The sequence below is a fragment of the Thermobifida halotolerans genome (assembly GCF_003574835.2).
Lineage (GTDB): Bacteria > Actinomycetota > Actinomycetes > Streptosporangiales > Streptosporangiaceae > Thermobifida > Thermobifida halotolerans.
In genome coordinates, this window is the sequence record NZ_CP063196.1 from 754617 (window position 1) to 772316 (window position 17700).

General features: G+C 70.0%; 14 protein-coding genes. 11 read left to right on the plus strand and 3 right to left on the minus strand.

Annotation, left to right across the window (positions count from 1 at the left end; all coding sequences use genetic code 11):
- Window positions 1-108 precede the first annotated feature (108 nt).
- Genes NI17_RS03390 through NI17_RS03405 form a run of 4 tightly spaced genes read left to right on the plus strand, consistent with a single transcriptional unit; the run spans window position 109 to window position 4257 of the window.
- Window positions 109-1557: a branched-chain amino acid ABC transporter permease gene (locus tag NI17_RS03390; protein WP_234401765.1), complete on the plus strand. Its 1449-nt coding sequence runs from the start codon at window positions 109-111 to the stop codon at window positions 1555-1557.
- A 10-nt stretch (window positions 1558-1567) separates the two neighbouring features.
- Window positions 1568-2554 (plus strand): branched-chain amino acid ABC transporter permease, encoded by a 987-nt coding sequence (locus NI17_RS03395; protein ID WP_068689484.1) that lies wholly within the window; start codon window positions 1568-1570, stop codon window positions 2552-2554.
- Window positions 2544-3431: an ABC transporter ATP-binding protein gene (locus NI17_RS03400; protein ID WP_234401764.1), complete on the plus strand. Its 888-nt coding sequence runs from the start codon at window positions 2544-2546 to the stop codon at window positions 3429-3431. Before NI17_RS03395 ends, NI17_RS03400 begins: the two co-directional genes overlap by 11 nt.
- A complete protein-coding gene (locus NI17_RS03405) occupies window positions 3424-4257 on the plus strand; it encodes an ABC transporter ATP-binding protein (protein ID WP_068689481.1) in 834 nt (277 codons plus the stop codon). Before NI17_RS03400 ends, NI17_RS03405 begins: the two co-directional genes overlap by 8 nt.
- A 146-nt stretch (window positions 4258-4403) precedes the next feature.
- Here the strand turns inward: NI17_RS03405 and NI17_RS03410 are convergent, their stop codons facing one another.
- The 3 genes from NI17_RS03410 to NI17_RS03420 form a co-directional block, all read right to left on the minus strand.
- A complete protein-coding gene (locus NI17_RS03410; protein ID WP_068689479.1) occupies window positions 4404-5651 on the minus strand; it encodes an ABC transporter substrate-binding protein in 1248 nt (415 codons plus the stop codon).
- A 312-nt stretch (window positions 5652-5963) separates the two neighbouring features.
- Window positions 5964-6758: a DUF554 domain-containing protein gene (locus NI17_RS03415; protein ID WP_068689477.1), complete on the minus strand. Its 795-nt coding sequence runs from the start codon at window positions 6756-6758 to the stop codon at window positions 5964-5966.
- 54 nt (window positions 6759-6812) lie between these two features.
- Window positions 6813-7238 (minus strand): PaaI family thioesterase, encoded by a 426-nt coding sequence (locus NI17_RS03420; protein ID WP_068689475.1) that lies wholly within the window; start codon window positions 7236-7238, stop codon window positions 6813-6815.
- An 87-nt stretch (window positions 7239-7325) separates the two neighbouring features.
- On the opposite strand from NI17_RS03420, the gene polA reads away from it, so the two are divergent.
- From polA to NI17_RS03455, 7 genes are all read left to right on the plus strand, one after another.
- Window positions 7326-10082: a DNA polymerase I gene (gene polA, locus NI17_RS03425; protein WP_068689473.1), complete on the plus strand. Its 2757-nt coding sequence runs from the start codon at window positions 7326-7328 to the stop codon at window positions 10080-10082.
- 94 nt (window positions 10083-10176) lie between these two features.
- Window positions 10177-10602, plus strand: a complete 426-nt coding sequence (gene arfB / locus NI17_RS03430; protein WP_068689471.1) for an alternative ribosome rescue aminoacyl-tRNA hydrolase ArfB — start codon at window positions 10177-10179, stop codon at window positions 10600-10602.
- Between the two features lie 407 nt (window positions 10603-11009).
- On the plus strand, window positions 11010-12479 hold the full coding sequence (rpsA, locus tag NI17_RS03435; RefSeq protein WP_068689469.1) for a 30S ribosomal protein S1: 1470 nt from the start codon (window positions 11010-11012) through the stop codon (window positions 12477-12479).
- Between the two features lie 86 nt (window positions 12480-12565).
- Window positions 12566-13165, plus strand: a complete 600-nt coding sequence (gene coaE, locus NI17_RS03440) for a dephospho-CoA kinase (RefSeq protein ID WP_199859973.1) — start codon at window positions 12566-12568, stop codon at window positions 13163-13165.
- A gap of 482 nt (window positions 13166-13647) precedes the next feature.
- Complete coding sequence (gene uvrB / locus NI17_RS03445; protein ID WP_068689465.1) at window positions 13648-15756, plus strand: excinuclease ABC subunit UvrB; 2109 nt, start codon at window positions 13648-13650, stop codon at window positions 15754-15756.
- Between the two features lie 102 nt (window positions 15757-15858).
- Entirely contained in the window at window positions 15859-16350 is a 492-nt protein-coding gene (locus NI17_RS03450) for a DUF3060 domain-containing protein (RefSeq protein WP_068689463.1), read from the plus strand.
- Between the two features lie 293 nt (window positions 16351-16643).
- Window positions 16644-17639, plus strand: a complete 996-nt coding sequence (locus tag NI17_RS03455; protein WP_068689461.1) for a GNAT family N-acetyltransferase — start codon at window positions 16644-16646, stop codon at window positions 17637-17639.
- Window positions 17640-17700 lie beyond the last annotated feature (61 nt).

Consider the following 17700-nt stretch of genomic DNA (forward strand, 5'->3'; position numbering starts at 1 on the left):
GATCCTGAACGAACCGCCTAAACCGGGCTAAACTCGCGCCACCGAAACAACCAGCACGGCCCGTGGGTAAGCCCCAGGGGCCTCCTCGAGATGCGCAAGGGAGCGCACGTGCGCAGACGCCTCGTGACTGTCCTGCTCGCCGTGGTCGCCGCCATCCTGGCGGCCACGGCCGCGGCGGCGGCAGACACCCAGGGCGGTGAGACGCTGAACGGCCAGATCCGTCAACCCGAGACCGTCGAGGGCATCGACATCACGGTCTTCCAGGGAGACGAGGAGATCGGGACGGCGACCACCGACTCTGAGGGAAGATGGGAAGTGGAGCTGCCCGGACCGGGTGACTACCGCGTCGTACTGGACGAGGGGTCCGTCCCCGAGGAGTTCGTCGTCGCCGAGCAGCCGGGGGCCGAACACACCGACGTCAACGTCCGGCCGGGGCAGCAACGCACCGTGATCTTCGCCCTCGCCCACCCCGGAGAGGGGGAGGGCTCCGCACCGTCCCCCACACACAGCGACGCCGAGGACGGCGCTGCCGAGGAGACCGCGGGAGACGACGCCGAGGGCGTGGCGACCGCGCCGGGGGTCTCCGCGAACTCCTCCTTCGGCACCAAGGTCATCCAGCTCACCGTCGCCGGACTGCTCTACGGACTCATCATCGCCATCGCCGCGGTCGGTCTGTCCCTGATCTTCGGCACGACCGGTCTGACCAACTTCGCCCACGGCGACATGGTGACCTTCGGCGCCCTCATGGCTCTGCTGTTCAGCGGCATGGCGCTGTTCTCCGACCTCCACTCGGCGATCGCCGGCGCGCTCTCGGGCGTCTGGCTGGTGGGTCCGGCACTGGGCTTCGTGGCCCGTCCCATGGTGGTCGCCACGCTGCTGGCGGTCCTGCTCGGCGCGGCGCTGGGCGCGGTGCTGGAGCGGTTCGTCTGGCGTCCGCTGCGCAGGCGCAACGTGGCGCTGATCCAGATGTTCATCGTCTCGATCGGTCTGGCGATGGTGCTGCGGCACGTCCTGCTGGTGGCCTTCGGCGGCAGCCGGATGACCTACCCGGACTTCCAACTCCAGGAGATGCTGCGGCTGGGACCGGTCTCGATCACGCCCCGGGACCTGACGATCATGGTCCTGTCGGTGCTGGTCCTGGTGGGGGTGGCCTGCCTGCTGCAGTTCACCCGCGTCGGCAAGGCGATGCGGGCGGTCTCCGACAACCGCGACCTCGCCGAGTCCTCGGGCATCGACGTGGACCGGGTGACGCTGTACGTGTGGACGCTGGGCGGCGCCCTGTCCGCGCTGGGCGGCGTCTTCTACGGCCTCAACCAGGTCGTGTACTGGCAGATGGGCTTCCACCTGCTGCTGCTGATGTTCGCCGCGGTCATCCTGGGCGGTCTGGGCACCGCCTACGGCGCGATGGTCGGCGGCCTCGTCATCGGCCTGGTGGCGCAGCTGTCCACGCTGTGGTTCCCGTCGCAGCTCATGAACGCGTGGGCGCTCGGTCTCATGATCATCATGCTGTTGGTTCGGCCGCAGGGCATCCTGGGCCAGCGCGAGCGGGTCGGCTAGGAGAGGGACGATGGATATTCTGCAGGTCCTCGCCGAGGCCACGCGCTCGGCGGTCGGTCCGGTGGCCGCCGTCTACGCTCTTGCCGCCATCGGTCTGAACATGCACTTCGGCTACACCGGCCTGCTCAACTTCGGCCAGGTGGGCTTCATGCTCGTGGGCGGCTACGGGGTCGCGGTCAGCGTGACCACCTTCGGGCTGCCGCTGTGGCTGGGCTTGCTGGTCGGTATCGGCTGCGCGGTGGTGCTGGCACTGCTGCTGGGCGTTCCGACGCTGCGGCTGCGCGCCGACTACCTGGCGATCGCCACGATCGCGGTGGCGGAGGTGGCGCGGCTGGTCTACCGGGCGGAGTTCCTCCGCGACGTCACCGGCGGCGTCTACGGCCTCCAGCGCTTCGCGGGCGGCTTCTACGAGCTGAACCCGTTCCCGTCGGGGTCCTACGGTTTCGGGTGGCTGACCTTCAGCGCCCGCGACATGTGGATCCTGACGGCGGCGTGGGGACTGGTGCTGCTGAGCAGCGTGCTCATGTGGCTGCTGGTCCACAGTCCGTGGGGCAGGGTGATCAAGGGCATCCGCGAGGACGAGGACGCGGTGCGCAGCCTGGGCAAGAACGTCTTCGTCTACAAGATGCAGAGCCTCGTCCTGGGCGGGGTGTTCGGCGCGCTGGCCGGCGCGATGCTCGTGATCTACCAGCAGACGATCACCCCGGACCAGTTCATGCCGCAGGTGACGTTCTACCTGTGGGCGATCCTGCTGCTGGGCGGGGCCGGGCGCACCCTGGGACCGGTGCTGGGCTCGGTGGTGATGTGGTTCCTGCTGGCGGCCTCCGACAGTGTGCTGCGTCAACTCACCTCCTCGGGGACGATCACGTTCATCGCCAGCGCCGAGATCGGGGGCATCCGGCACGCGCTGGTGGGTGTGGCGCTGCTGCTGCTGATCGTCTTCCGACCGCAGGGGCTCATCGGCAACCGCAAGGAGATGCTGGTCAATGTCAAGTGACGTGAACGGGGCCGCGGTCGACCGGATGGCCGGGGTGGAGCCGGTCCCGGGGGTGGCCAAGCCCGATCCGATTCTCGTGGCCACCGGGGTGCGGCGTTCCTTCGGCGGACTGACCGCGGTCGACGTGGCGCACCTGGAGGTGCAGCGCGGCACGATCACGGCGCTGATCGGCCCCAACGGCGCGGGCAAGTCCACCCTGTTCAACCTGCTGACCGGGTTCGACCGGGTCGACGCGGGCCGGTGGACGTTCGAGGGCAGGAAACTGAACGGCCTGGGCGGGCACCGGGTGGCCCGGAACGGGATGGTCCGCACCTTCCAGTTGACCAAGGCGCTGACGCGGCTGACGGTCATGGAGAACATGCTGCTGGCGGCGCCGGGGCAGACCGGCGAGCGGATTCTCGGCGCGTTCCTGCGTCCGGTGTGGCGCGGGCAGGAGGAGGCCAACCGGGAGCGGGCCGAGCAGTTGCTGGAGCGCTTCAAGCTGCTGGCCAAGAAGGACGAGATGGCGGGCAGTCTCTCCGGTGGGCAGCGCAAGCTGCTGGAGATGGCCCGCGCGCTCATGGTGGACCCGTCGATGATCATGCTCGACGAGCCCATGGCGGGGGTGAACCCGGCGCTGGTGCAGTCGCTGCTGGGGCACATCACCGCGCTGCGCGACGAGGGCAAGACGGTGCTGTTCGTCGAGCACGACATGGACGTCATCATGGGCATCAGCGACTGGATCGTGGTGCTGGCGGAGGGGAAGGTGATCGCCGAGGGGCGTCCCTCGGACATCCGCGCCAACCAGCAGGTGATCGACGCCTATCTGGGGGCCGGTCACGACGAGTCCGACCAGGAGTCGCAGGCGGGGACCGACAGCGGGGAGAGCCATGAGTGAGCACGAGCACGGCGCGGCGTCGGACGAGGCGGCTGCCGAGGCCCACCAGCACGCGCGCGAGGAGGCCCTGGAGCACTCCGCGCGGGAGGCGGTCGGTGACGACGGCGGCCACCTCATGGTGGCGCGGGATCTCGTGGCCGGATACGTGCCGGGGGTGAACATCCTCAACGGGTGCACGCTGACGCTGTCGGAGGGCGAGATCGTGGCGATCATCGGCCCCAACGGCGCGGGCAAGTCCACGCTGATCAAGACGGTCTTCGGGCTGATCCCGGTGCGCGGCGGCTCGCTGTCGCTGCGCGGGGAGAGCATCGTGGGGCTGGCCGCGCACGAGTTGGTGCGGCAGGGCGTGGGTTATGTTCCGCAGACGCGCAACGTGTTCCCGTCGTTGACGATCGAGGAGAACCTGCAGATGGGGGCGTATCTGCGGCCCAAGCAGGTGCCCGAGCGGTTCGCGGCGGTGGCCGAGCTGTTCCCGCTGCTGGCCAGGCGGCGCAGGGCCAAGGCCGGGTCGTTGTCGGGCGGTGAGCGGCAGATGGTGGCGATGGGGCGGGCGTTGATGATGAACCCGTCGGTGCTGCTGCTGGACGAGCCCACGGCCGGTCTGTCGCCGATCTACCAGGAGGAGGTGTTCCAGCGCGTCAGGCAGATCAACTCCACCGGGGTCTCGGTGGTCATGGTGGAGCAGAACGCGCGGCGCTGCCTGCAGATCTGCGACCGCGGTTACGTGCTGGACCAGGGGCGCAACGCCTACACCGGTACGGGTCGGGAGCTGCTGAGCGACCCGAACGTGATCGAGCTGTACCTGGGGACGCTGGCCAGGTCCTGATCCCGGTTTCTGCGGGCGGGAAGAGGGGTTCCGGAGTGGTCCGGAACCCCTCTTCTCCTGTCTTGCGGGCGGGGCCGGGGGTGTCGGGGCAAGGGGAAGGGCCCGGAACCGGCGGGTTCCGGGCCCTCGGGGGGCGGGGGAGGGGCCTACTCCGCGGCGTTGCTCTCGACGTAGTCGACGACCTCGTACTCGCCGTCGTCGTTGAATCCGTAGATCATGAACGAGGCGGCGGTGACGTCGCCGTTGTCGTCGAAGTCCAGCGGGCCGCTGACGCCGTCGAAGTCGATGTCGGTGCCGTCGGCGAGCAGTTCACTGCACTCGGCGAAGGTGGTGCACTTCTCGCCGTCGCGGGTGACGTTGGCCATCTCCGAGACGAACGTGGACGGTTCGGTGCTGCCCGCGGCCTCGGCGGCCAGGGCCACGGTGATGGCGCAGTCGTAGACCTGCGCGGCGTACTGGTAGTCCTCCAGGTCCGGGTTGAACTCGGCGAGGGCCTGCTCGAACTCGGGGGCGTCCACGCCGGGGGCGGTGCCCTTGAAGCCGGCCATGACGGAGGGGTCGCCCTCGTTGACCGTCTCGCTCAGGCTGGTGGAGTTCATGCCGTCGGCGCTGTACATCTGGTCGGCGCCGATTCCGGCCTCCAGGAGGCCGGAGATGGCCTGCACGCCCTCCTCGAAGGAGACGAGGACGACCGCGTCGGGCTCGGAGTCGGCGAGCGCGCCGACCACGGCGTCGAAGTTGGTGGCGTTGGGGTCGTAGCTCTCCTTGGCGGTGACCTCGGCGCCGCTGGCCTCCAGGGCCTCGATGACGGAGTTGGCCAGGCCCTCGCCGTAGTCGTCGGCGCGGTAGCCCACGGCGACGCTCTGGTGGCCGTCGGCGAGGATGGTCTCGGCGAGCACCGGTCCCTGCATCAGGTCGCTGGGGGCGGTGCGGAAGTAGTAGCCGCCGTCGTCGTAGTCGGTGAAGTCGGGCGAGGTGTTGGAGCCGGAGCACTGCACGACCTCGTCTCCGGTGACGGAGTCGATGATCGCCATGCTCATGCCGGAGGCGGCGGCGCCCAGGACGGCGTCCACGCCGTCGTCGAGCAGTCGGTTGGCGGCCTCGTTGGCCTGGGCGGCGTCACCGGCCTCGTCGCCGCCGACGATGGCGGGCAGTTCGGTGCCGAGCACGCCGCCGGCGTCGTTGATCTCCTGGATGGCGTATTCGGCCGCGGTGATCTGGGGCGGGCCGAGGAAGGACAGGTCGCCGCTCTCGGGGAAGATGTAGCCGAACTGCAGGGTGTCGCCTTCGCCTTCCCCTCCTCCGCCGCCGTTGCCGCCGCCTCCGCAAGCGGTGAGTCCCAGAGCCAGCGCCGCGACTGCGGCGGTGAGGCCCAGCGCCTTCGTGTTAGGCATCCATCTCTCCATTCGACCCGCGTTGATCGCGTGTGAATCTCCACGTCTGCCCCGCCGTCATGTTCCGACGGGCTTAACCATGGGCGTTAGCGGAGCTTAACGCCGGAATCTGTGGTTCAGGAAGATGGTCAGGAGCGTCGCTGCTGAGTCGGGTTCATGCTGTTACTTACCCGTAGCCGAGTATTTGGCGGGTATTTGGGGTTTCTACCGAGCGTTATGCGGTGGGGGCTTCGCGTGGCGGCGGGCGGGACTCCGGTTAACAGAAATGCAAAAAAGGGAGGGGGTGAAAAGACGGCTCCGGGGCTTCGGAGGTCAGAAAGCGGCTGCGAGCGCGGTGAGGGCGGGGGCGACGAGCAGGGCGGGCAGCAGGTCGGCGACGGGGAGGTCGCGGATGCGCAGCAGCCGCAGGGCCACTCCGACGAGCAGGAGTCCTCCGGTGGCGGTGAGCGCGGCGATGTGGGCGTCGGGCAGGACGCTGCCCAGGAGCACGCCCAGCAGGGTGAAGGCGCCCTGGTAGAGGAGGACGGGCAGGGCCGAGGCGAGGACGCCCGCGCCCAGGGCGGCGGCGAAGGCGACCGCGGTGAAGCCGTCCAGGGCCGCCTTGAGGGCGAGTTGGTCGATGCCGTTGCCCAGGCCGTCGCTGAGGGCGCCGAGGATGGCCAGGGGACCGACGAGGAAGACCAGGGAGGAGCTGACGAAGCCCTCGACGAAGCGTTCCGCCGCGGGGGCGGCCGTGCCGCCCGCGGCGGAGGGCTGCCGCGCTCCGCCCTGGGCGCCGACCGCGGCGGTGCGGCGGGTCAGCGCGGCGCGCACCAGGCGGCCCAGTTGCTCCAGGCGTTCCTCGACGCGCAGCAGGGAGCCGGCGATCCCGCCGACGAGGAGTGATCCCAGCACGATGAGGGTGGGCGCGGCGGAACCGACCGCCGTGGTGAGGTCGGGGGAGAGGACCTCGGCGGCGTTCAGCGCGGCGATCAGGAGCACCACGAGTCCCAGGGCGTCGGTGACCACGGTCCGGGTGCGTTCGGGCAGGCGGCCGCCGAGGGCGAGGCCGAGACTCCCGCCCACGACGATCGCGGCGACGTTGACGAGGGTGCCCAGGCCAGGCATCCGATCCTCCGATGTTTTCCGGGATGGGGGGAGCGGTGGGACCGCGCCCGGGGGTCAGTGCGCGGGCGCGTCGCGCAGCATGCAGGTCAGCCGTGAGGTGCACAGGCGCCGACCGTCGTCGTCGGTGATCTCGATGTCCCAGGTGGCCAGGGTACGGCCGCTGTGGACGGGAACGGCCACGCCGGTGGCGTGGCCCCGGGTGGCGCTGCGGTGGTGGGTCGCGTTGATCTCGATGCCCACGGCGATGCGGCCCGGACCGGCGAGGACCGCCGAGCCGATCGAGCCGAGGGTCTCGGCGAGCACGCAGGACGCGCCGCCGTGCAGCAGTCCGTAGGGCTGGGTGTTGCCTTCGACGGGGATGCGGCCGACCACGCGTTCGGCGGAGACCTCCAGCAGTTCCAGGCCCATCCGCTCGCCCAGTGCTCCGAGGCGGGGCTCGTGGCCGAGGAGTTCGGCCAGCTTCTCGGTGTCCAGTGCCATGGGGGTGCTCCGTCGTCGCGAGGGAGGGGCCGGGCGGGAATCGCCGGGACCGCGAAAATGTCTCCTGCGCATCCTAGGATTCGTGGTGTGGTGAACACACAGGCGACCCCCGAGCAGACCCGTCCCTCCGAGACCGGCGAGGGGGGTGGGCGCCCCCGGCTGCTGTTGGTGGACGGCCACTCCATGGCCTTCCGCGCGTTCTTCGCGCTTCCGGCGGAGAAGTTCGTCAACAGCGCGGGCCAGGCCACCAACGCCGTCTACGGCTTCACCTCGATGCTGGTCAAACTGCTGCGCGACGAGCGGCCCACGCACATCGCGGTGGCCTGGGACCGTTCCGAGCCGACCTTCCGGCACGAGGAGTACGCCGAGTACAAGGCGGGCCGCTCGGAGACCCCGCCGGAGTTTCCGGGACAGGTGGGGCTGCTGCAGGAGCTGCTGGGGCTGCTGGGCGTCACCAGTCTCTCGGTCGCGGGCTACGAGGCCGACGACATCATCGCCACACTGGCCGCGCGGGGGCTCGCCGGAGGCATGGAGGTGCTCATCGCCTCGGGCGACCGCGACACCTTCCAGTTGGTCGGTGACTGCTGCACGGTGCTGTACCCGGGTAAGAGCCTGTCCGACCTGGTCCGCATGACGCCGGAGGCGGTGGAGGCCAAGTACGCGGTGCCGCCCGAGCGCTACCGCGACCTCGCCGCGCTGGTGGGTGAGAAGGCCGACAACCTGCCGGGCGTGCCGGGAGTGGGGCCCAAGACCGCCGCCAAGTGGCTGGCCAGGTACGGCTCCCTGGACGAACTGGTGGCCCGGGCCGACGAGGTCGGCGGCAAGGCCGGACAGAGCTTCCGCGACCACCTCGACGACGTGCTGCGCAACCAGCGGCTCAACCGGCTCGACACCGACGTCGAGGTCGGCGTCGCGGTGGCCGAGATGACGCTGGACGGCTGGAACCGCGACGGCATCAACCTGCTGTTCGACAACCTGGAGTTCGCCTCGACGCTGCGCGAACGGCTGTTCGCGGTGCTGGGCGAGAGCGAACCCGAGGCCGCGGCGACCGCGTCGGACGAGGGCTTCGCCGTCGAACTGGTCGAGGTGGCTCCGGGGGCGCTCGCCGACTGGCTGGCCGCCGAGATCGCCGCGGGGGCGCGTACCGGACTGGCCGTCGAGGGGACGTGGGGGCGCGGCGGCGGCGACGTCACCCGGCTGGCCCTCGCGCTGCCCGCGGGGCGGGCCGTCTGCCTGGATCCGGCGCGGCTGGACCCCGCCGACGAGGCCGCGCTCGCCGACTGGCTGGCCGACCCCGCCTACCCCAAGGCCCTGCACGACGCCAAGGGGCCGATCCTGGCGCTGCGGGCGCGCGGCTGGGAGCTGGCCGGACTCGACTCCGACACGGCCATCGCCGGATACCTGGCGATGCCCGGCCGCCGCAACTTCGACCTGGCCGACCTGTGCACCCGCTACCTCGGCCGCGAGCTGACCGAACGCGACACGGGCGGCGCCCAGCTCACCCTCGACCTCGGCGGTGGGGACGAGCAGGCGGCGGCCCGCCACGCGCTGGCCACGCGCGCCCTGGCCACGCTGGAGCTGGCGCTGGCCCTGGACGCCGACCTCGTCAAGCGCGGTGCCGCCGACCTGCTGCGTGATCTGGAGATCCCCCTGGTGGGGGTGTTGGCCCGGATGGAGGAGGCGGGGATCGCCGCCGACCTGGGCTACCTGCGGGGCCTGGAGGCGGAGTTCGCCGCCGCGGTGCGCCAGGCGGTGGAGGAGGCGCACCGGGTGGTGGGCCGAGAGTTCAACCTGGGCTCGCCCAAGCAGTTGCAGCAGATCCTCTTCGAGGAGCTGGGGCTGCCCAAGACGAAGCGGATCAAGACCGGCTACACCACCGACGCCGACGCGCTGGCCTGGCTGGCGGCGCAGGCCGACAACGAGCTGCCGGTCATCCTGCTGCGCCACCGCGACCAGACCAAGCTGCGCACCACCGTCGAGGGGCTGATCAAGACGGTCGCCGACGACGGGCGCATCCACACCACCTTCAACCAGACGGTGGCCGCCACCGGACGGCTCAGCTCGGCCGATCCCAACCTGCAGAACATTCCGGTGCGCACCGACGCCGGTCGGCGTATCCGCCGTGCCTTCGTGGTGGGAGAGGGCTACGAGCACCTGCTCACCGCCGACTACAGCCAGATCGAACTGCGGATCATGGCGCACCTGTCGGAGGACGAGGCGCTGATCGAGGCGTTCCAGACCGGCTACGACTTCCACGCCCAGATCGCCGCGCGGGTCTTCGGGGTCCCCGTGGACCGGGTCGACGGCGAGGCGCGGGCCCGGATCAAGGCCATGAACTACGGCCTGGCCTACGGACTGAGCGACTACGGACTGTCGCAGCAGCTGGGTATCACGCCCAAGGAGGCGCGGGTGCTCATGGAGGACTACTTCTCCCACTTCGGCAGGGTCCGCGACTACCTGGAGGCCGTGGTGGCCCGGGCGCGCCGCGACGGCTACACCGCCACCATGCTGGGACGCCGCCGTTACCTGCCCGACCTCAACAGCGACAACCGGCAGCGCCGTGAGATGGCCGAGCGCATGGCGCTCAACGCCCCGATCCAGGGGTCGGCCGCCGACATCATCAAACTCGCGATGCTGCGGGTGGCCCGGGCGCTGCGCGACGGCGGGTTCGCCTCGCGGATGCTGCTGCAGGTCCACGACGAACTGGTGCTGGAGGTCGCCCCCGGCGAGTTGGACGCGGCGCGCGCGCTGGTGGTCGAGCACATGTCCGGCGCCCAGGAGTTGCGGGTGCCGCTGGCCGTGTCGGTGGGGATCGGGTCCAACTGGCACGACGCCGCGCACTGAGCACTCCGCCGGGACGGTGCGGCCGTCCCTCCCGCCGGTGAGGGGCGGCCGGTAGAATTTCCACGGAGCAGGTGTGTCGGCGGAGGGGGCAGTGATGCGGCGTTCGCGTTCGGCTCCCGGCGTGGAGCTGCGCGAGGACGAACTCGTGTGGCGTTTCTCCCGTTCCTCGGGGCCGGGCGGACAGCACGGCAACACCTCCGACACCCGGGTCTCGCTGTCGCTGGACGTCACCACCACCGCGGTCCTCACCGAGGCCGAACGGGAGCGCGCCCTGCGGCGGCTGGGGGCGCGGCTGGTCGACGGCGTGGTGACGGTGACGGCACAGGACTTCCGCTCCCAGAGGCGCAACCGGGAGGTGGCCAGGCGGCGGCTGGCCGCGCTGCTGAGCGAGGCGGCGGCGCCTCCGGCGCGGGGACGTCGGCCCACCCGGCCGGGGCGGGCGGCCAAGGAGCGCCGGCTGCGGGAGAAACGGCATCGCTCCGCTCTCAAGCGGACGCGTTCGGGACGCGACGACCACTAGATTTCTTGACGGGAATTTTACCTTTCAGAAACCTTCAAAGACGAGGTCGCGCCTTGTAGCATCCGATGGGGACTCCGATCAAGATCATTGAGAGGCGAGTCCGCCTTCCCCTGCCCTCGAAACATGACGAAACAGGATTGATTCCGGCGCTCACCCCTGCTTCCGATTGACCAAGGGGCAGTCGTCTCATAGGCTGGTGTGAGCGTTGTGGATTCGCATGCACACACTCGATTCGGGGTTAGCCCGGGGTCGGGGACGACTCGACCGGTCAGCGCGCGGATCGTGAGGGCGGCCATGCAGTGGTGTGGTGGACCTCCCGTTCGGACGGTGTCGGTCGAATCCGAATCAATGTGTTCTCACAGCGTGTCCAAGCTTCTATCCATGTCCGTACCGGAGTCCACCCACACATGACGAGCAGCACCGAGGCCACCTCGACACCGCAGGTAGCGGTCAACGACATCGGTTCCGAGGAAGCCTTCCTCGCCGCGATCGACGAGACCATCAAGTACTTCAACGACGGTGACATCGTCGAAGGCACCATCGTGAAGGTCGATCGAGACGAGGTCTTGCTCGACATCGGCTACAAGACCGAGGGTGTGATCCCCTCACGCGAACTCTCGATCAAGCACGACGTCGACCCCAACGAGGTCGTCGCCGTCGGAGACCATGTCGAGGCCCTTGTCCTGCAGAAGGAGGACAAGGAAGGCCGCCTCATCCTGTCCAAGAAGCGCGCCCAGTACGAGCGCGCCTGGGGCACGATCGAAAAGATCAAGGAGGAGGACGGCGTCGTCACCGGCACCGTCATCGAGGTCGTCAAGGGCGGTCTCATCCTCGACATCGGCCTGCGCGGCTTCCTGCCCGCCTCCCTCGTCGAGATGCGTCGCGTGCGTGACCTGCAGCCCTACGTGGGGCGCGAGCTCGAGGCCAAGATCATCGAGCTTGACAAGAACCGCAACAACGTCGTCCTGTCGCGCCGCGCCTGGCTGGAGCAGACCCAGTCCGAGGTCCGCCAGACCTTCCTCAACACCCTGCAGAAGGGCCAGATCCGCAAGGGCGTCGTCTCCTCGATCGTCAACTTCGGAGCGTTCGTCGACCTCGGCGGCGTCGACGGTCTGGTGCACGTGTCCGAGCTGTCCTGGAAGCACATCGACCACCCGAGCGAGGTCGTCGAGGTCGGCCAGGAGGTCACGGTCGAGGTCCTCGACGTCGACATGGAGCGCGAGCGCGTCTCCCTGTCGCTGAAGGCCACCCAGGAAGACCCGTGGCAGCAGTTCGCCCGCACCCACCAGATCGGGCAGGTCGTCCCGGGCAAGGTCACCAAGCTGGTGCCGTTCGGCGCGTTCGTCCGCGTCGAGGAGGGCATCGAGGGTCTGGTGCACATCTCCGAGCTGGCCGAGCGCCACGTGGAGATCCCCGAGCAGGTCGTCCAGGTCGGCACCGAGATCTTCGTCAAGATCATCGACATCGACCTCGACCGGCGCCGCATCAGCCTGTCGCTGAAGCAGGCCAACGAGAGCGTCTCGCCGGACCAGACCGAGTTCGACCCGACTCTGTACGGCATGGCCGCCGAGTACGACGAGCAGGGCAACTACAAGTACCCCGAGGGCTTCGACCCCGAGACCGGCGAGTGGATGGAGGGCTACGAGGCCCAGCGCGACGAGTGGGAGCGCCAGTACGCCATGGCGCAGGCCCGCTTCGAGGCGCACCGCAAGCAGGTCCAGGAGGCCCAGGCCGCCGAGGCCGAGGCCGCGCAGGCCCCGTACCAGCCCGAGCCGGAGGAGACCGGCGCCGCACAGTCCAACAACAGCGGCGCCCTCGCCTCCGACGAGGCCCTGGCCGCGCTGCGTGAGAAGCTCGCGGGCGGCGGCGAAGGCTGATCCGCGTCCCGAGTACTCAGGGGGGCCGTCCCGGAAGGGGCGGCCCCTCCGCGTTGTCCGCATCCGCCTCTCGTAGGATCGGCGGCATGCTGAAAGTGGGACTGACCGGCGGAATCGGATCGGGCAAGAGTTCGGTGGCGCGCCGTCTGGCCGAGCGCGGTGCGCTGGTCATCGACGCCGACGCCATCGCACGCGAGGTCGTGGAGCCGGGAACCCCCGCACTCGCCGAGATCGTCGCCGAGTTCGGCGAACAGGTGCTCACCCCCGACGGCGCTCTGGACCGGCCTCGGCTCGGTGAGACCGTGTTCGCCGACGAGGCCAAACTGGCCAGGTTGAACGCGATCGTGCATCCCCGGGTGGGCGAGCGCACCCGGGAGCTGACGGAGCGGGCGGGCGAGGGCACGATCGTCGTCTACGACGTGCCGCTGCTGGTCGAGAACGGCCTCGCCGACCTCTACGACGTGGTGGTCGTGGTGGACACCCCGGTCGAGACCCAGGTGGAGCGGGTGGTGGCCAACCGGGGAATGCCCGAGGAACAGGTCCGCGCCCGTATCAGGGCCCAGGCCGACAGGGAGGAGCGCCGCTCGGTCGCCGACATCGTCGTCGACAACTCCGGCTCCGAGCAGGACCTGGACGCCCGCGTCGCCGAGGTGTGGGCGGAACTGCAGCGCCGCGCCGCGAAGTAGCCGCCCGAACGGCGGAGGGGGCGGTCGGCCGTTCCGCCGTGCGGCCCGTGGCGGACCGGCCGGGTGCGGGCCGGGACGTGGAGAGCCGCTGCGGGCGGCGGGCTGTCCGAAAGACCCGCGAGGTTTCTCCGGCGGCGACCGTACCGGATGTGGCCGCCCGGCACGGGGAGCCGCAGCGGGGGACCGGGACCCCGCGGCGGGACTCCGCCCCCCGGCTGTCCGGCTTCCCCCTGCCGGAGCGGCGCGAGCGCCGCGTGGTCGGGCCGGGCTCCCTGGGCGGGCAGCGCCTGGAGCAGGCGCCAGCGGAGGGTTTCCGGCGGCACCCGGGGAAGAGCGCCGACCTGGTCGGCACCTCGGGTGACGTTCGGGCCGGGCGGCCGGCTTCGGGCGAGGGAACCGGTGTTCGAGCGGCCCCGGTTGTCACCGGCGCCGCCTAGAGTGGGCAGGGTCGGGGGAAGGTTTTCGACACACCAGGGGGACACATGCGGCCGGTAACCGACATCCAGCGCACGGCCACGCCGTTCGAGGTGGTCTCGGACCTGGTTCCGGCGGGCGACCAGCCCGCGGCGATCGCCGAACTGGCCCGCCGGATCGAGGGCGGGGCCTCCGACACGGTACTGCTGGGCGCCACCGGTACGGGCAAGACCGCCACGGTGGCGTGGCTGGTGGAGAAGCTGCAACGCCCCACCCTGGTCATGCAGCCCAACAAGACACTGGCCGCGCAGTTCGCCAACGAGCTGCGCGAGATGCTGCCGAACAACGCCGTCGAGTACTTCGTCTCCTACTACGACTACTACCAGCCCGAGGCCTACGTTCCGCAGACCGACACCTACATCGAGAAGGACTCCTCCATCAACGACGAGGTCGAGCGGCTGCGCCACTCGGCGACCAACTCGCTGCTCACCCGCCGCGACACGGTGGTGGTGGCGTCGGTGTCGTGCATCTACGGTCTGGGCACGCCGCAGGAGTACGTCGACCGCATGGCCAGCATCGAGGTCGGCATGGAGATCGACCGCGACGAGCTGCTGCGCAGACTCGTGGAGATGCAGTACAGCCGCAACGACATCGCGTTCACCCGCGGCACCTTCCGGGTGCGCGGCGACACCGTCGAGATCATCCCGGTCTACGAGGAGTTGGCGATCCGGATCGAGATGTTCGGCGACGAGGTCGAGCGGTTGATGACCCTGCATCCGATCACCGGCGAGGTGCTGGGTGAGAGCGAGCAGGTCTACATCTTCCCCGCGTCGCACTACGTGGCCGGTCCCGAGCGCATGCGGCGCGCCATCGCCGACATCCAGGCCGAGCTGTCCGAGCGGCTGGCCGAACTGGAGGCGGCGGGCAGGCTGCTGGAGGCGCAGCGGCTGCGCATGCGCACCACCTACGACCTGGAGATGCTGGAGCAGATGGGCACGTGCGCGGGGGTCGAGAACTACTCGCGGCACTTCGACGGCCGCGCCCCCGGGACGCCGCCCAACACCCTGCTCGACTACTTCCCCGAGGACTTCCTGCTGGTCGTCGACGAGTCGCACGTCACCGTGCCGCAGATCGGCGGCATGTACGAGGGCGACGCCGCGCGCAAGCGCACCCTGGTCGAGCACGGGTTCCGGCTGCCGTCGGCGATGGACAACCGTCCGCTGAAGTGGGAGGAGTTCCGCGAACGCATCGGCCAGACCCTCTACCTGTCGGCCACGCCCGGTTCCTACGAGCTGGAACGGGTCGGCGGCGACGTGGTCGAACAGGTCATCCGCCCCACCGGGCTGGTCGACCCCGAGGTGGTGGTCAAGCCCACCGAGGGGCAGATCGACGACCTGGTGCACGAGATCCGGGTGCGCGCCGAACGCGACGAGCGGGTGCTGGTCACCACGCTCACCAAGAAGATGGCCGAGGACCTCACCGACTACCTCACCGATCTGGGCATCCGGGTGCGCTACCTGCACAGCGAGGTCGACACGCTGCGCCGGGTGGAACTGCTGCGCGAACTGCGGGTGGGCCTCTTCGACGTGCTGGTCGGCATCAACCTGCTGCGGGAGGGCCTCGACCTGCCGGAGGTGTCGCTGGTGGCGATCCTCGACGCCGACAAGGAGGGATTCCTGCGCTCGGAGACCTCGCTGATCCAGACCATCGGGCGCGCGGCGCGCAACGTGGCCGGGCAGGTGCACATGTACGCCGACCAGGTCACCGACTCCATGGCCGCGGCCATCGAGGAGACCAACCGGCGGCGCGCCAAGCAGATCGCCTACAACACCGAACACGGCATCGACCCCAAGCCGCTGCGCAAGAAGATCGCCGATATCCTCGACTCGCTGGCCCGTGAGGACGTCGACACCGACGAACTGCTCGCCGGTGGCCACCGCGGGGAGAGGGGCCCCGGGACGCCGGTCCCGGGTCTGGCCCGCGGCGGCGCGCAGGGTCGTGCCGAGGGCGTGGCGGGCCTGCCGCGCGAGGAGTTGGCCGACCTGGTCGAGCAGCTCACCCAGCAGATGCACCAGGCAGCGGCCGACCTGCGGTTCGAGCTCGCCGCCCGGCTGCGCGACGAGGTCAAGGAGCTCAAGCGGGAACTGCGGGGAATGGAGGAGGCGGGGATCGGCTGACCCGGACGTCCGCCGTTTCTCGAACTTTTCCGCCGTCGGCGCGGTCTCATCTGTGAGCAGCGGCAGGTATGCCGACGGAGCAGAAGACGAGAAGGAGGCGGGATGCGGAGCCGGATTCCGGTCACGGTCGGTGCGGTGGTGCTTGTCGCCGCCGTGGGAGCGGGCTGCGCGGGCGGTATCGACCTGCGCGACGAGAACGGTGCGGGGATCTCGATCGACGGCGACGGCGACATCTCGGTGGGTGACGGCGACACCGAGCTCGAGATCTCCGGTGACGGCACCCCCGGCTCGGCCGACGGCGGCGCCATCGTCACCGACGAGTTGATCAACGTCGCCACGGACGGGGGAACGGTCGTCCAGGACTGCGGTGACCGCAGCGTGAACGTGGTGGCCAACGGTGCCACGGTCACCCTCAACGGGTCCTGTGCCCTGGTCACCATCGCGGGGAGCGGCAACCAGGTGAGTCTGGGATCGGCCACCGAGGTGAGCGTGATGGGGTCCGACAACACCGTCCACTACGCCTCCGGCGACCCCGTCGTCACCGATCTGGGCAGCGGCAACACCGTCGAGGCGGGAGGCACCGCCACCCCGTGACCGAAACCCTCTCCTCCGGTTGCCGGGCGGCCGGTTTCTGGGGATTCTTTGGGTTTGGTTACGGTTGAGGGGGGTTTGCCGCAGAATAGGTGGACCTCGAGGGATTGCCTGACGACAATTTCAAAACAAAGGTGGAAACTTCTAGCGTTTTGCCTGCGTCCTGCGGCTTGAGGCGATACCGTACGCTTCGGTAGTCGATATGCGACTTTAGGTGATCGACAAGGGTTCTAGCGGCGGGGCGCTAGCGACCCCCGGTGCGTACGTGCGAGCGTGCCACCGCCAGGGAGGGATGAATGAGCGGTTATGTCGCGCGGGTGCGGCATGACAGTCCGCCGAACGGGACAGCCGAATTCGACAAGCTCGTGGAATCGGTGGCCAGGCGATGGGCGGCGGTCGACCCACTGCTGCCCGAACCGTCGCACCCACGGCTCAACACCAACCCGCTGTTGACCGTCAGCGACGAGATGGGCCGTCCGATGGCGATCGGCACCATGCGCTACTCCTGGTACCAGCCCGGAGAGGCGGGGCGGACCTGGGGTGTCCCCGACCAGCACTGGATCACTCCGCTCGTGGGCGGGTCGGACCCGGAGGGAGCGCTCGACTCGCTGCTGACCAGTTGGCGGGACCAGTTGGAGGAGTTGCCCAGCGGGACCGGCTCGGAGTCGGCGGCGCTGCTGACCTGGCCCTCCCGGGACGTGTGCGGAGTCCGGCCGCTGCAGCGCCACGGCATGCAGCCGGCCACCGTCATGGCGGTGCGGCGGCGCCGCCGCGGGGTGCCGCCCGCGCTGCCTCCGCGGGACGTCACGATCCGGCTCGCCGACATCCATGACCTGGCCGCCGTGGTGAGCCTGGTCATGGAGGAGCACCGCTACGAGGAGCACTTCGGCAGCGTGTTCATCCAGCCGGAGACGGCCGAGCAGACCCGGCGCGTGGCGGCCCGGGCGCTGAGTCGACAGCCGTCGTGGATCTGGATCGCCGAGCGGCGCGGCCGTCCGGTCGGGCTGGTGTGGGTGTCGCCGCCGCACCGGGCGCGCTGGGTGGCCCCCCTCGTCAACGCGGCTCCCGCCGCCTACATCGGCTACGGGGCGGTGGTCGAGGAGGAGCGGGGCCAGGGCATCGGAACGACCCTGATCAGCCACGCGCACCATGCCCTGGACACCCACGGCATCGGGGTCACCATGCTCAACTACGCGGTCATGAACCCGCTGTCGGGGCCGTTCTGGCACCGGATGGGCTACCGGCCGCTGTGGACCACCTGGGAGATCCGCCCGGCGTTGGCACTGCGCTGAGCGACGGTCCACGGGCGCGGACCGCTCTCGGTCCGCGCCCGTGGCGTCGGTGGCGCGACTC